This is a genomic window from Nitrosomonas halophila (assembly GCF_900107165.1).
Classification (GTDB): domain Bacteria; phylum Pseudomonadota; class Gammaproteobacteria; order Burkholderiales; family Nitrosomonadaceae; genus Nitrosomonas; species Nitrosomonas halophila.
The window spans coordinates 1-13,585 of the sequence record NZ_FNOY01000005.1 but is presented as its reverse complement, the minus strand read 5'-3'; the positions used below and the strand labels follow the sequence as shown (position 1 = coordinate 13,585).

The window sequence follows — 13,585 nt, the reverse complement described above, 5'->3', positions numbered from 1 at the left end:
TTGCCGAAACATATTCGGTTGTTAGGAGCCGAGAAGGAATAAGTGTGACGATTGGGCGCGTCTGGTGGGATGCAATGCAAGGCTATGGCGACGACGAGTAACGCCGCAGTGCGCCCGCCAGATGCGATCCAAGTGTTACAGTTATTTATGAGCGATTCCTTGGTTGCTGGTTGATGCGATTTCGAGGTACAGAGCAGCATTCTCACGCTCGGGAATAGCTGGTTAGATAGCTGGGTAATGTCTTGTCTTGTGTGAACCCACCCGCATGTCACCTGAGTGAAGGGTCCAGCCTGAATTGTGTCGATTGGTAGCGTTAGTTTTTGAGTGAATGGCTTTCGATTGGCTATTTATTTCGGTAATCTGTCAGGATTTTATTTCTACACATTCTTACTATGAATTTACATTTGGTCGTCCCGACCTTATTTTGGCCCGATCGCTCCCAGTCAGAGATTTATCATGGCTTGCCGTTACCTGCTTTGCAGACCATTTTGGCAAAAAGCCAATCCAATGAGGAGTCTGAGCATCAACTGGAGGCTTGGTTATGTTGGTTGTTTGGCGTGGATAAGCAACGGGATTGGCCCGTCTCGCCCATTATGTTGCAGCTGGATGGGGAAGGAATCGATATTGACGGGGCTTACTGGTTGCGGGCCGATCCCGTGCATTTGCGCATTGAGAATAATCATATTCTTCTGGCCGATAGCCAGATGCTGAATATTTCCCTGCAGGAGGCACAGGCGTTTGCTGCTTTCATCAACGCGCAACTCGTCAAAGACGGTCTGATGTTGTTACCGTTGCATGCCGACCGTTGGTATATGCGTGTGCATCCGTCTCCGGAGTTGAATACACATCTCCTGAGCGAGGTGGCAGGCAGAAACATCAATCATTTATTGCCGGGTGGCAGGGATGGAGTCGCCTGGAACAACCGAATCAATGAGATTCAGATGCTGTTGTACGACAGCCCGTTGAATCAGGCAAGGGAGGCCCGTGGGGAGCTGGCAATCAACAGTCTCTGGCTATGGGGCGGTGGAACCAGGCCGGAAAGCATACAGGCCCCTTGCCCAGAGATATGGAGCAATCATCCCTTTGTGCAGGCATTGAGTCAAGCAAGCGGGGCGGTTGGCCGCCATTTGCCGGCAAATGCGGAGGAGTGGCTTGGGGAGGCACGATCAGGCGATCAGATGATTGTGCTGGATCATTTGCAAAAATATGCTTTCTATAAGGATGCCTATGCCTGGCGCAATGAGCTGGTAAGCCTGGAGCAGCAGTGGTTTGTGCCGCTTTTGCAGGCATTGAAGGCAAAACAAATCAAGCGACTCGCATTGACTGCGATCGATGATCAGGCTGGCAGGCGCTTTACCCTCACGCCTAGCAGTTTGTGGAAATTCTGGGCAGCTGGCCGGCCGTTGCAGTCCTACGTCTGATCTTGCCTGCCTGAGTTCATGCAAATGAACAGCTTCCCAGTTGTTCAGGGAAGTGGCCGCGAAGGCGGCTTTTGATTCCGGGGCAGAAGAAGCGGGAAACCGATTTCAGTCGATCAGTAAGCGGCATGCTTCCCGATATTTTTCCATGGTTTGCGCCAGAATATCGTCCGGAATGGCCGGTGCTGGCGGCATCTTATTCCAGCTGATCTGTTCCAGCCAATCCCGGATAAATTGCTTGTCATAGCTGGGAGGGGTACGCCCGGCCCGGTAGCCATCAGCTGGCCAGAAGCGAGAGGAATCCGGTGTGAGCACTTCATCAATGAGATAGAGCTGGTTTGTATCATCCAGACCAAATTCGAATTTGGTATCGGCAATGATTATGCCCCGTTCAAGCGCGTACTTTGCCGCCTGGCTGTAAAGCGCGATGGTCTGTTTGCGTACCAGACGGGCAAGTGACGCGCCCAACAATTGTTCGCAAGTTGCATATGAAATATTTTCATCATGCTGGCCTGCTTCGGCCTTGGTGGAGGGCGTAAAAATGGCCCCGCCTGGTATCATGCCGGCTTCCTGCAAACCCTGGGGCAGAGTGATGCCACTGATTGCACCGCTCTGTTGGTAGTCTTTCCAGCCAGAACCTGAAATGTAGCCGCGTACGATGGCCTCGATCGGTAACGGTTTCAATTTTCTGACCACAAAGGCACGGCCAGCTACCTGGTCACGTTCATGAGGCGCGACCACTGATTCGGGGGCAATGCCGGTTAAATGATTGGGCAGGATGTGCGCCAGCTTGTCAAACCAGAATTGAGAAATCTTTGTCAGGATATGTCCTTTTTCTGGTACCGGGGTGGGTAGCACGACATCGAAAGCTGAGATGCGGTCGGTCTGTACGATCAGCAATCGGTCTTCATCCACGGTGTAAATGTCGCGCACCTTGCCCCGATGAAGCAGTGGCAGGCTGGATAGATCGGTTTCGAATAGGGCAGAGGTCATGGCAATGTTCGATTCTGTTGAGTGCTAGGGTTTGGGTTGCAGTGCATGCTTGATGGCTTGAGCATGGCTGAGCGCTTCGTCCGCTGTGGCAGCCAGTACAGTGAAATGACCCATTTTCCTGCCGGGTCTGGCTTCACGCTTGCCGTATAAATGCAATTTGGCGGTTGGATGGCACAATACCCGGTGCCAGTCTGGTTCGTTGTCTTGCCAGAGATCTCCCAGAAGATTGGTCATGACAGCCGCCTGGGTTAATTCCGTGCTGCCTTGGGGTGCGCCGCACAGAACCCTGACCTGCTGTTCAAACTGGGAGGTGATGCAGGCATCAAGCGAATAATGACCACTGTTGTGTGGACGAGGTGCTATTTCATTGATCAATATTTGACCGTCGGCCAGGATAAAGAATTCGATGCATAGCACGCCGATGTAGTTCAGGCAGGCAGCCACCTGTTGCGCAATTTCATAAGCCTGCCGAATGGTCTCTTGAGCGATTCTGGCAGGGATGATGCTCATATCCAGAATACCCTGGACATGGCGGTTTTCTGCAACTGGAAAATACGTGACCTGGCCATCATGGCCGCGTGCCAGAATGACTGAAATTTCAGAGTCAAGCGGTAGCATTTTTTCCAGTATACAAGACTCGTGCCGGAAGCTGGCGAATGCCTGTGAAAGTGCGTCGATCGATGCCACTTTCTGTTGCCCCTTGCCATCATAACCAAACCGGCTGACTTTCAGAATGCCGGGCAATAGCGATGCGTCCAGTTGGCTGGAAATATCCTGCTGGTGATGGATGACGGCAAATGGCGCGACTGCAAAACCATGCTTGGCAAGAAACTGTTTCTCGAGGATGCGGTTCTGGGCGATCGAAACACTTTCGGCTGTTGGGCTGACCATGCAATATTTCATTAGATAACGCAGCGCTTCGGCGGGCACATTTTCAAATTCCGTCGTGACACCCTCGCATGTCGAGCCGAGTATATCGAGTGCCTGATAATCGAGATAATCCGCACATAAGTGGCGTTCGGCAATATTGCCGGCAGGGCTGTCTTTAGTCGGGTCCAGGACTGTTACGCGATAGCCCATGCATTGTGCCGACATGGTAAACATGCGTCCGAGTTGCCCGCCACCGAGCAGGCCGATCATCGCTCCGGGTTTGATGTTCATGCTTCCGGCAGCGTCATCGATGTGACAGTCGCCGCTTGCTCTTTACGGAATTGATTGAGTTTCTCTGCCAGGGAGGCATCTTCCGTAGCCAATATGGCAATCGCATATAACGCCGCATTGGTCGCGCCTACATCGCCGATTGCGAATGTCGCGACGGGCACACCCTTGGGCATTTGCACAATTGACAGCAGTGAATCCACGCCCTGTAGGTGTTTGGATGTGACCGGGACACCTAGTACCGGTAGAATGGTTTTGGCGGCAATCATGCCGGGCAGGTGGGCTGCACCGCCCGCGCCGGCGATGATGCATTTGATTCCACGCGCACGTGCGGTTTCCGCATAGCCGAACATGCGGTCTGGTGTGCGGTGTGCTGAGATGATTAAGGTTTCATGCGGAATGCAGAAATTTTTTAAAACGTTTGCAGCATGCTGCATCACACCCCAATCGCTATTGCTGCCCATTACAATGCTGACTGATGGACGGTCCACACAAGATCCTTATACTAAATTCAGAAATAAATCAATAAACACCGAAGCATGGTGAAAGTGGTAATAATAAACTAGAATAGGTCCATTGACCGGGAAGTTTTTTATGGATTGGGCTGCGGCGTTCGTATGCTGGTTTCAACTGGGCCGGTGTATTACAATCGTTTGATCTGTTAATCGAGTATCGGGAATCGAATCCAATGAATTTTCAGCGCGGGCAGAAGAAAGAAGAGCCGGAGATTAATCTCGTGCCCATGATTGATGTATTGCTGGTCATACTCATCTTTCTGGTCATCACGACCACCTATTCCAAATTCTCGGAATTGGAAATTACTTTGCCGCAGGCAATTGCTGAAACGGATAAGAAATCCGATGCGCCTCAAGTCATTGACGTGTCAGTAAGTGCAAAGGGCGACTATACAATTGATCTCGTGCCAATCAAATTCACTAGTATTGAAGGCTTGCGTGACGCGCTGCGGGCGGCTTCTAAAAATCAGGAGAATCCGGCCGTTATCATCAGCGCCGATGCGAAGGCAACACATCAGTCAGTGATTACGGTTATGGAAGCCGCAAGATTGGCGGGATACAATCAAGTGACGTTTACGACCGAAGTGTCGAATAACAATCAATAACATTCTTTTGACATAATACTCGACCTCATGACTTCATTATTCAACTTCATTTTTAAAGGAAAGAAAATGAGCAATAATCTGGATAATTTTTCCAAGGCAGCGCTGGCTGGTGGTACCTACGTATTGGCGCCTCTTCCTTATGCCGACAATGCGCTCGAGCCCGTGATTTCCGCCCACACACTGAGCTTTCACTATGGCAAGCATCATAAAACCTATGTGGATAATCTGAACAAGCTCGTGGCGGGCACTCCGTATGCGGGGCAGTCACTGGAGCAGATCATTGCCGCCACGGCTGGCCAGGCGGATAAGGCCGGCATTTTCAACAATGCCGCTCAGATCTGGAATCATATGTTCTATTGGCACAGTCTCAGCCCGCAAGGCGGCGGAGAGCCGCCGGCGGCATTGAAACAAAAAATAGAAGCGGCATTTGGCGATGTCGAGACTTGCAAGCGTGAATTCGCCAATGCGGCGGTCACCCAATTTGGAAGTGGCTGGGCCTGGTTGGCGCAGGATGGAGACAAACTGACGATTGTTAAAACCGGCAACGCCGATTCGCCGCTCACGCACAACCTTCGTCCACTGTTGACCATCGATGTTTGGGAACACGCCTATTATCTGGATTTCCAGAACCGGCGGCCTGACTATGTCAATACAGTCCTCGACAAATTGATTAACTGGGAGTTTGCTGCGGCCAATCTCGGGTAACCTTCATTTATGTCGGATATTACCATTGCGCTTTCAAAAGGGCGCATCTATGAAGATACCGTTCCATTCCTGAAAGCGGCCGGGATTGTCGCGCAGGATGATCCCGATGCTTCGCGCAAGTTGATCATTGCAACCAACCAGCCGCAGGTGCGGCTGATCATGGTGCGTGCGACTGATGTACCAACCTATGTGCAATACGGCGCGGCGGATTTGGGTGTGGCTGGAAAGGATGTGCTGCTGGAGCACGGTGGCGCTGGCCTATATCAGCCGCTGGATCTGAAAATCGCCCGCTGTCGCATGATGGTGGCGGTCAGGAACGATTTCGATTATGCCGCGACGGTTTTCCAGGGTGCCCGCCTGCGGGTGGCCACCAAATATGTCAAAACGGCTCGTGATCATTTTGCGGCAAAAGGCATGCATGTGGATTTGATCAAACTGTATGGCTCGATGGAATTGGCGCCACTGGTGGGCCTGGCCGATGCGATTGTCGATCTGGTTTCGACCGGCAGTACTCTGAAAGCCAATCAGTTGCAAGCCGTCGAGGAGATTATGCCGATTTCAGCCCGCCTGATTGTCAATCAGGCGGCACTCAAATTGAAAAACAATACGATCCAGCCTTTGCTGGAAGCCTTCAGCGCGGCAATCCCCGCTAACCTATAGTTCAAACGAACTGGAAAATCTCATGGTTGATATCACACGCCTATCTTCCTCCGATATGCATTTTGAGCAAGCACTCGATAACCTGCTGATGTTCGAAGCGACCCAGGATGCCACCATCGATCAGGCCGTGCTCCAGATTCTTGCGGCGGTGCGCGAGCGTGGCGACCAGGCGCTGATCGAATATACGCGTCGCTTCGATAAACTAGAGGTGGCGAGTATCGAACAAATCGAGTTGTCGCGGGATCGCTTGCAGTCCGCTTTACAATCGCTCGATGCCAGCGAACGCTCTGCATTGGAATTGGCGGCTACTCGTATTCGCTCTTATCATGAAAAACAGGTATCGGAATCCTGGCATTATGTTGAGGCGGATGGCACCTTGCTTGGCCAAAAGATTACGGCGCTGGACCGCGTGGGCATGTATGTGCCGGGCGGTAAGGCGGCCTATCCTTCATCGGTTTTGATGAATGCGATTCCGGCCAAAGTGGCCGGTGTGCAAGAACTTGTCATGGTGACACCCACCCCAGCGGGAGAACTCAATCAGTTGGTACTGGCGGCAGCCGCTATCTGTGATGTGGACCGGGTTTTTACCATCGGGGGTGCCCAGGCAATCGGCGCACTGGCTTTTGGTACGGGAACTGTCCCCAAAGTCGACAAAATTGTTGGACCGGGCAATGCTTATGTGGCTGCAGCCAAGCGTCATGTTTTTGGTTTGGTGGGCATTGATATGCTGGCTGGGCCGTCAGAGATTCTGGTGATATGTGATGGGAGAACTGATCCGGAATGGATTGCCATGGATTTGTTCTCTCAGGCTGAGCACGATGAACAGGCGCAATCTATTCTGCTTTGTCCGGAGTCTGCCTTCCTGGATGCAGTGATGGAGAGCATCAATCGACTGATAACGACTATGCCGCGTCAGCATGTCATTCGTGCTTCGCTGGAGAATCGCGGTGCCTTGATCAAGGTGCGTGATCTGGAAGAAGCTTGCACCATCGCCAACCGGATTGCGCCCGAGCATCTTGAGCTGTCGGTGGCGCAGCCAGAACAATGGGTTAAACGCATCCGGCATGCAGGTGCAATTTTTCTTGGGCGGTATACCTGTGAGGCACTTGGGGATTATTGTGCCGGCCCCAACCATGTATTGCCGACTTCCGGGACGGCACGCTTTTCTTCGCCACTGGGTGTCTACGATTTCCAGAAACGCACCAGCCTGATCCAGGCTTCCCCGGCAGGTGCGGCCGAGCTTGGCCGTGTGGCAGCGATCCTGGCGAAAGGGGAAGGGTTGGCGGCGCATGCGCTGTCTGCCGAGTACCGTTGCACCAAGTGACAAAATGGGTATGCCGGGATCGAGGCCAACCAAGTGAAAACCAGCATTTTCTCTGTAAAATGGGCACGAATGTCACGTGCCTTCTAAAAAACCAGACCGGGAGGAGCTATGACCGATCAGCAGTTTGATGTCGTCATTGCTGGCGGTGGGCCGGTAGGGATGGCGCTGGCGCTTGCCTTAACGGAATATGAGTTTTCGGTGTTGCTGCTTGAAGCGCGCAAATTGCCGGAAAATGTGAGCGATCCCCGTCCGTTGGCGCTATCATATGGCAGTCATTTGCTATTGCAGCGCCTGGGCGTCTGGGAAAAATTAACCCAAGCCACACCAATCACGACTATTCATATCTCCAATCGAGGCCATTTTGGGCATGCTGTGCTGACGGCAGACGAAGCAGGTGTTCCCGCGCTGGGCTATGTCGTGAACTACCATGCTCTTTACGAGTCGATGCGTGGACTCTTGCAAGCACGCCAGGTCAATTATCAGACGGGTGCCCAAGTTTCCAGCATACAGACGAATCCAAGTCAGGCTCAAGTGACCTATCAGCAGGATGCATCGAACAAATGGGCGCAGTCCAGTTTATTGGTGTTGGCTGATGGAGGGCGGCTTGCGGAACAGGTCGAAGGAATCCACTATCATGTGCACGACTACCAACAGTGGGCAGTCGTGAGTAATGTCCGGGTCGAGGCGCCTGAGCGAGGCGCCGCCTTCGAGCGTTTTACCCTGGATGGGCCATTGGCGCTGCTGCCATCTGGCGATGATTATGCGCTGGTTTGGACGATGCCGGTGGCGAAGGCGGAGGCGATTTTGCAGTTGGATGACCAGTCATTTCTGACATGCCTGCATGACCACTTTGGGGACCGCATGGGCAGCTTTATCCGGGCGGGTAAACGTTCGGGCTTTCCGCTGGCACTCAAATATGCATCAGCTGTGACTTCACAGCGGACCGTATTGATAGGCAATGCTGCACAAACACTCCATCCGGTCGCTGGTCAGGGTTTCAATCTCGGTCTGCGGGATGCATGGGAGTTGGTCGATGAAATTCGCCATGTGCCAGCGGGGGCGGCAGGCGAACCGGGTTCGGCCAGAATGCTCGCAATGTACAATCAGCGTCGCCGGTATGACAAGCAAGCGGGAAGGTTGTTTACTGATTCCTTGGTGAAGCTGTTTACTACGGATATTCCACTGTGCCAGACATTTGCTGGCTTGGGGTTGACCGCGCTGGACTGTTTGCCGCCCGTCAAGCGTTTCGTTGCACGGCGCATGATCTTTGGTGCACGCGGTTAGTCTATTGGATAATCTCGGTGGCTGCTGCTCTTCACCAGCACATCGGATCTGTTTTTTTCTTCCAATGAATGGTCCCTGAATGGGAGAAGAATGATCAGGGATACTCAACCATTGTTGATTTTTAAAACTTTTAGCCACAGTTAACCATTTCTCATGCAAATTGGTTCATATACGCTCAAAAATAAATTGATTGTTGCGCCGATGGCGGGGGTGACGGACCGTCCTTTCCGGCAATTGTGCAAACGGATGGGCGCAGCGATGGCGGTATCTGAAATGGTTTCCAGCAATTCCCTGCTGTGGGGTTCGGAAAAAACCCGGCGGCGTGCCAGCCATGATGGCGAGGTCAAGCCCATCTCGGTGCAGATAGCGGGCGCGGATCCCGTTATGATGGCAAAGGCTGCCCAATACAATGCTGCGCAGGGCGCCGAGATCATTGATATCAATATGGGGTGTCCCGCCAAAAAGATCTGCAATGTCATGGCCGGCTCGGCTTTGCTGAAGGATGAAGCGCTGGTCGGGAAAATTCTCGATGCGGTGGTCAGGGCGGTGGATGTGCCAGTGACTTTGAAGATCAGAACGGGGTGGGATATACAAAACAAGAATGCGGTCCATGTTGCGCATATTGCAGAAGACGCTGGAGTGCAGGCCTTGGCCATTCATGGACGTACCCGTGCCTGTGCTTATCAAGGGCAGGCCGAATACGATACCATCGCAATGGTAAAGGCTGCCGTCAGGATTCCGGTGATTGCAAATGGTGATATCGATACGCCAGAAAAGGCCAAGCAGGTTCTGGACTACACGCATGCCGACGCGGTCATGATCGGGCGTGCAGCACAAGGCAGGCCATGGATTTTTCGTGAGATTGATCATTTTCTCGCCACCGGCAAACGATTGCCTCCTCCTGAGGTAACGGAAATTCATCATGTGCTGATGCATCACTTGCATGAATTGTATGCGTTCTACGGGGAATATTCCGGCGTGCGCATTGCCCGCAAACATATTTCCTGGTACACGCGCGGACTCGTCGGCTCTGCCGCTTTTCGTCATGCGATGAATCAACTTCAGACCATAGAAGCACAACTGTCTGCCACCCATACATTTTTTGAGCAACTTGCTGACCAGGGTCGCAGGCTTGCATATATTCAAGACGAGGTAATCGCGGTATGAGCGTTATTGATGAAAATGAAATCGCGTTCTGTATCCGTAAATCAGTGGAAGCCTATTTTCATGACCTGGATGGTGAAAAACCCTGTCCGATTTATGAAATGGTGATAAGCAGTGTCGAGAAACCGCTGATTGAAATCGCCATGCATCACGCTCAGGGCAACCAAAGCAAGGCCGCTGAGCTACTTGGTATCAACCGTAATACTTTACGTAATCGTTTGCTTAAGCATCAGATCAAATAATTAATTCTCTGAAATGACCATAAAACAAGCTCTTATCAGTGTTTCTGACAAAACCGGTATTATCGAACTCGCTACTGCCCTGCAAAAACTTAAAGTGGTGATCATTTCAACGGGTGGCACCGCAAAACTATTGCAGGAAGCGGGAATCAGCGTCACGGAAGCCAGTGATTATACGGGTTTTCCAGAAATGCTCGATGGACGTGTCAAGACCCTGCATCCCCGGATCCATGCAGGCATCCTGGCCAGAATGGATTTGCCTGCGCATCGGCAAGCCATGGAGGAAGTGCAGATTCCGACCATAGATCTGGTGATCATCAATTTGTACCCGTTTACGCAAACGATAGCCCGGCCGGATTGTTCGCTGGAAGAGGCGATCGAGAACATCGATATCGGCGGACCGACCTTGATCCGGGCGGCCGCCAAGAATTTTGAGCGTGTGACAGTTGTCACCGATCCACAGGACTACACGGCGCTGCTCACACAAATGCAAGCCAGCAATGGATCGGTCAATGCCGAGCAGCGTTTTCAGTTTGCACAAAAGGCTTTCTCGCATACTGCACGTTACGATGCAGCGATCAGCAACTACCTGACCGCATTGGATCCGGCCGGGCAGCGCAAACCCTTTCCGGATCAACTCAATCTTAATTTCTCGCTGGCGCAGCCACTGCGCTACGGCGAGAATCCGCATCAACAGGCCGCTTTTTACCGTGAAGTGCTCGATATATCAGGCAGTCTGGCCAATTATGATCAAATTCAGGGCAAAGCACTGTCCTACAACAATATCGCGGATACCGATGCCGCCTGGGCGTGCGTGCAAACCTTCGACAAACCGGCTTGTGTGATTGTCAAGCATGCCAATCCATGCGGTGTGGCGATTGCCGATACATTGTTGGCTGCGTATGAGAAAGCATTTGCAACCGATCCGGTATCGGCATTCGGCGGGATTATTGCGCTCAACCGCGTGGTTGAGGCTGATTTAGCCAAGGCGATACTGAATCAGTTTGTAGAAGTCATCATTGCGCCAGAATTCACTCCTGAGGCCAGGCTTGCATTGGCTGCCAAACCGAATATACGGGTGCTGACCGTTCTCCAGGGCACGCATGCCAATCACTATGATCTGAAGCGGGTCGATGGCGGCTTGCTTGTGCAGACCCCGGATAATTTCAATCTTGCTATTGACCAGCTGCAATGTGTCACACAGCTTCAACCCACTCCACTGCAGATCGCAGACTGCTTGTTTGCGTGGCGCGTTGCGAAGTTTGTCAAATCGAATACGATCGTATTTTGTGCCAATGGTCAAACACTCGGTATCGGTGCGGGCCAGATGAGCCGCGTGGACAGTGCGCGGATTGCTTCCATCAAGGCCGAACAAGCGCGTCTTGATCTGCAGGGATCCGTGGTTGCCTCGGATGCTTTCTTCCCATTCAGGGATGGCTTGGATGTGTTGGCCCAGGCCGGTGCCAAGGTTGTGATTCAGCCGGGGGGAAGTATCCGGGATGATGAAGTCATTGCAGCTGCCGATGAGCAGGGTATAGCCATGCTGTTTACAGGTATCAGGCATTTCAGGCATTAGCAGAGGCTGGATTCTTTCTGTCATTTGCCGTATTACACTTGGTCACATAATCCATTCGAATAATAAAATGAAACTACTCGTTGTTGGCGGTGGTGGCAGAGAACATGCCCTGGCATGGAAACTCGTCCAATCCCCACGTGCAGAAAAAATCTTCGTCGCACCTGGTAATGCCGGTACAGCACTGGAGCCCGGTCTGGAAAACGTCGCAATTACTGCCATTCCAGACCTGATTGCTTTCGTGCAGCGCGAAAAAATAGAATTGACAGTGGTGGGCCCTGAAGCCCCCTTGACGGAAGGGATTGTCGATGCATTTCAGGCGGCTGGCCTGAAGATATTCGGCCCGAGCCAGGCTGCCGCCCGGCTCGAATCATCCAAATCCTTTGCCAAGACATTCATGCACACGCAAGGAATTCCGACAGCGGCCAGTGAATGTTTCCACGATGCGGCGATGGCCCGCGAATATATTGCGCAGCATTCACTGCCGGTTGTGATCAAGGCCGATGGCTTGGCGGCTGGCAAAGGGGTGGTGATCGCACATACCGTGAGTGAAGCACATGCGGCGGTCGATGCCATGTTGGTCGAAGACAGGCTGGGCGAGGCTGGTGCCTCTATTCTGATCGAGGATTACCTGGAAGGCGAGGAGGCCAGCTTTATTGTTTTGTCCGATGGGCGCAACGTTTTGCCACTTGCCACCAGCCAGGATCACAAACGCTTGCTGGATGACGACCAGGGCCCCAATACCGGCGGTATGGGTGCTTATTCACCTGCACCAATCATTACGCCCACATTGCATGCCAAAGTCATGCGCGAGATTATCATTCCCGCGATCAATGGCATGGCACAGGCGGGGCAACCCTATATCGGGTTTTTGTATGCGGGTCTGATGATTTCGCGCCAGGGCGATATCAAGGTGCTGGAATTCAATTGCCGCCTGGGCGACCCTGAAACCCAGGCGATTATGCTGCGATTGAAAACCGATCTGGTGGGTTTGATCGAGCATGCCGTCAACGGTACGCTGGATCAGGCCGAAATTGAATGGGACCGGCGGGTCGCATTGTGTGTGGTGATGGCGGCACAAGGCTATCCCGATAAGCCAAACAAGCATGACGTTATCCATGGTCTGAATGCCGTTATGGCCAGCCAGCATGCAACGGGTGAATATCATGTATTCCATGCCGGCACCGCTCTCGGTGGTCAGGATCAAGAGGAAATCCTAACGGCCGGTGGTCGCGTGCTGGGTGTGACAGCGCTGGGTGAGAATCTGAAATTGGCACAGCAACGGGCCTATGAGATTGCTGGCAATATTCGCTTCAAAGGCTGTCAGATGCGCAAGGATATCGGATCCAGGGGTTTGGCCAATCATCACTCCGCTGGTTAGAGCTCGTTAATGAATACTTGAGCATACGCCGGTATGCGCCAAAAGCGACCCCAGCCCGAAGGGTTGTTGCGTAATCGGACATCTGCGGCGTTGCGAGGCTTGCGGATGGAACGACCATTCGGCTTCACCTCGCGCCTTACATCTTTCCCGAATACGTAGCAACGTATGCCCAAGTTATTCATTAACGAGCCCTTGGGGATGCGAATCATTTTCCACCCTTTTTTGCGACAAAGCTACAAAGTAGATTTCAGGAAATACAGGGCTTCCGCCTGATCTCGTGTGCGTTTCATTGGTGGCAGGCTTTGCCAGATGCGTTTGCCATACGGTTTGGTGACCAGACGGGGGTCGCAGATCATGAGTACCCCCCGGTCATGCTCGTCGCGAATCAAGCGTCCGGCACCTTGCTTCAGACTGATGATGGCATGTGGCAACTGGTATTCCATGAAGGCATTGTGGCCTTCCTGTTTGAATTTTTGGCTCCTCGGCAGAATTTGTGGGTAACCGAAAGCGCCTTTTGTAAGACCATGGCCGGTGATAGTGGAGCACCCCGCCCAATCTCTGAGAAG

At 52.6% G+C, this 13,585-nt stretch carries 14 protein-coding genes; 10 read left to right on the top strand and 4 right to left on the bottom strand.

Annotation, left to right across the window (positions count from 1 at the left end; translation table 11 throughout):
* The first annotated feature begins 392 nt into the window (after nt 1–392).
* Nucleotides 393–1,421 (top strand): hypothetical protein, encoded by a 1,029-nt coding sequence (locus BLV85_RS02075; RefSeq protein WP_090411635.1) that lies wholly within the window; start codon nt 393–395, stop codon nt 1,419–1,421.
* A gap of 105 nt (nt 1,422–1,526) precedes the next feature.
* Here the strand turns inward: BLV85_RS02075 and BLV85_RS02070 are convergent, their stop codons facing one another.
* The 3 genes from BLV85_RS02070 to purE are packed head-to-tail and all read right to left on the bottom strand — an operon-like array spanning nt 1,527 to nt 4,060.
* A complete protein-coding gene (locus BLV85_RS02070; RefSeq protein WP_090411633.1) occupies nt 1,527–2,411 on the bottom strand; it encodes a phosphoribosylaminoimidazolesuccinocarboxamide synthase in 885 nt (294 codons plus the stop codon).
* Nucleotides 2,412–2,435: 24 nt separating this feature from the next.
* Nucleotides 2,436–3,572, bottom strand: coding sequence for a 5-(carboxyamino)imidazole ribonucleotide synthase (locus BLV85_RS02065; RefSeq protein WP_090411631.1), 1,137 nt, complete (start codon nt 3,570–3,572; stop codon nt 2,436–2,438).
* Complete coding sequence (gene purE, locus BLV85_RS02060; protein WP_218132757.1) at nt 3,569–4,060, bottom strand: 5-(carboxyamino)imidazole ribonucleotide mutase; 492 nt, start codon at nt 4,058–4,060, stop codon at nt 3,569–3,571. Before purE ends, BLV85_RS02065 begins: the two co-directional genes overlap by 4 nt.
* A 197-nt stretch (nt 4,061–4,257) precedes the next feature.
* Here purE and BLV85_RS02055 point away from each other — a divergent pair, with 197 nt between their 5' ends.
* From BLV85_RS02055 to purD, 9 genes are all read left to right on the top strand, one after another.
* The gene (locus BLV85_RS02055) at nt 4,258–4,689 is read left to right on the top strand and encodes an ExbD/TolR family protein (RefSeq protein ID WP_090411627.1); all 432 of its coding nucleotides are present in this window, start codon (nt 4,258–4,260) and stop codon (nt 4,687–4,689) included.
* A 66-nt stretch (nt 4,690–4,755) separates the two neighbouring features.
* Complete coding sequence (locus BLV85_RS02050; RefSeq protein WP_090411625.1) at nt 4,756–5,394, top strand: superoxide dismutase; 639 nt, start codon at nt 4,756–4,758, stop codon at nt 5,392–5,394.
* Between the two features lie 9 nt (nt 5,395–5,403).
* Nucleotides 5,404–6,054, top strand: a complete 651-nt coding sequence (gene hisG / locus BLV85_RS02045; RefSeq protein WP_090411623.1) for an ATP phosphoribosyltransferase — start codon at nt 5,404–5,406, stop codon at nt 6,052–6,054.
* 22 nt (nt 6,055–6,076) lie between these two features.
* The gene (gene hisD / locus BLV85_RS02040; protein ID WP_090411621.1) at nt 6,077–7,378 is read left to right on the top strand and encodes a histidinol dehydrogenase; all 1,302 of its coding nucleotides are present in this window, start codon (nt 6,077–6,079) and stop codon (nt 7,376–7,378) included.
* A gap of 108 nt (nt 7,379–7,486) precedes the next feature.
* Nucleotides 7,487–8,662, top strand: coding sequence for an FAD-dependent monooxygenase (locus BLV85_RS02035; RefSeq protein ID WP_090411619.1), 1,176 nt, complete (start codon nt 7,487–7,489; stop codon nt 8,660–8,662).
* 153 nt (nt 8,663–8,815) lie between these two features.
* Nucleotides 8,816–9,829 (top strand): tRNA dihydrouridine synthase DusB, encoded by a 1,014-nt coding sequence (gene dusB, locus BLV85_RS02030; RefSeq protein ID WP_090411617.1) that lies wholly within the window; start codon nt 8,816–8,818, stop codon nt 9,827–9,829.
* Nucleotides 9,826–10,068, top strand: a complete 243-nt coding sequence (locus BLV85_RS02025; RefSeq protein ID WP_090411615.1) for a helix-turn-helix domain-containing protein — start codon at nt 9,826–9,828, stop codon at nt 10,066–10,068. Before dusB ends, BLV85_RS02025 begins: the two co-directional genes overlap by 4 nt.
* 13 nt (nt 10,069–10,081) lie before the next feature.
* Nucleotides 10,082–11,641: a bifunctional phosphoribosylaminoimidazolecarboxamide formyltransferase/IMP cyclohydrolase gene (gene purH, locus BLV85_RS02020; protein WP_090411611.1), complete on the top strand. Its 1,560-nt coding sequence runs from the start codon at nt 10,082–10,084 to the stop codon at nt 11,639–11,641.
* Nucleotides 11,642–11,708: 67 nt separating this feature from the next.
* Nucleotides 11,709–13,019, top strand: a complete 1,311-nt coding sequence (purD, locus tag BLV85_RS02015) for a phosphoribosylamine--glycine ligase (RefSeq protein WP_090411609.1) — start codon at nt 11,709–11,711, stop codon at nt 13,017–13,019.
* 233 nt (nt 13,020–13,252) lie between these two features.
* Here the strand turns inward: purD and BLV85_RS02010 are convergent.
* Nucleotides 13,253–13,585: helicase C-terminal domain-containing protein (locus BLV85_RS02010; RefSeq protein WP_281245705.1), on the bottom strand; the 333-nt coding region annotated here is incomplete at its 5' end.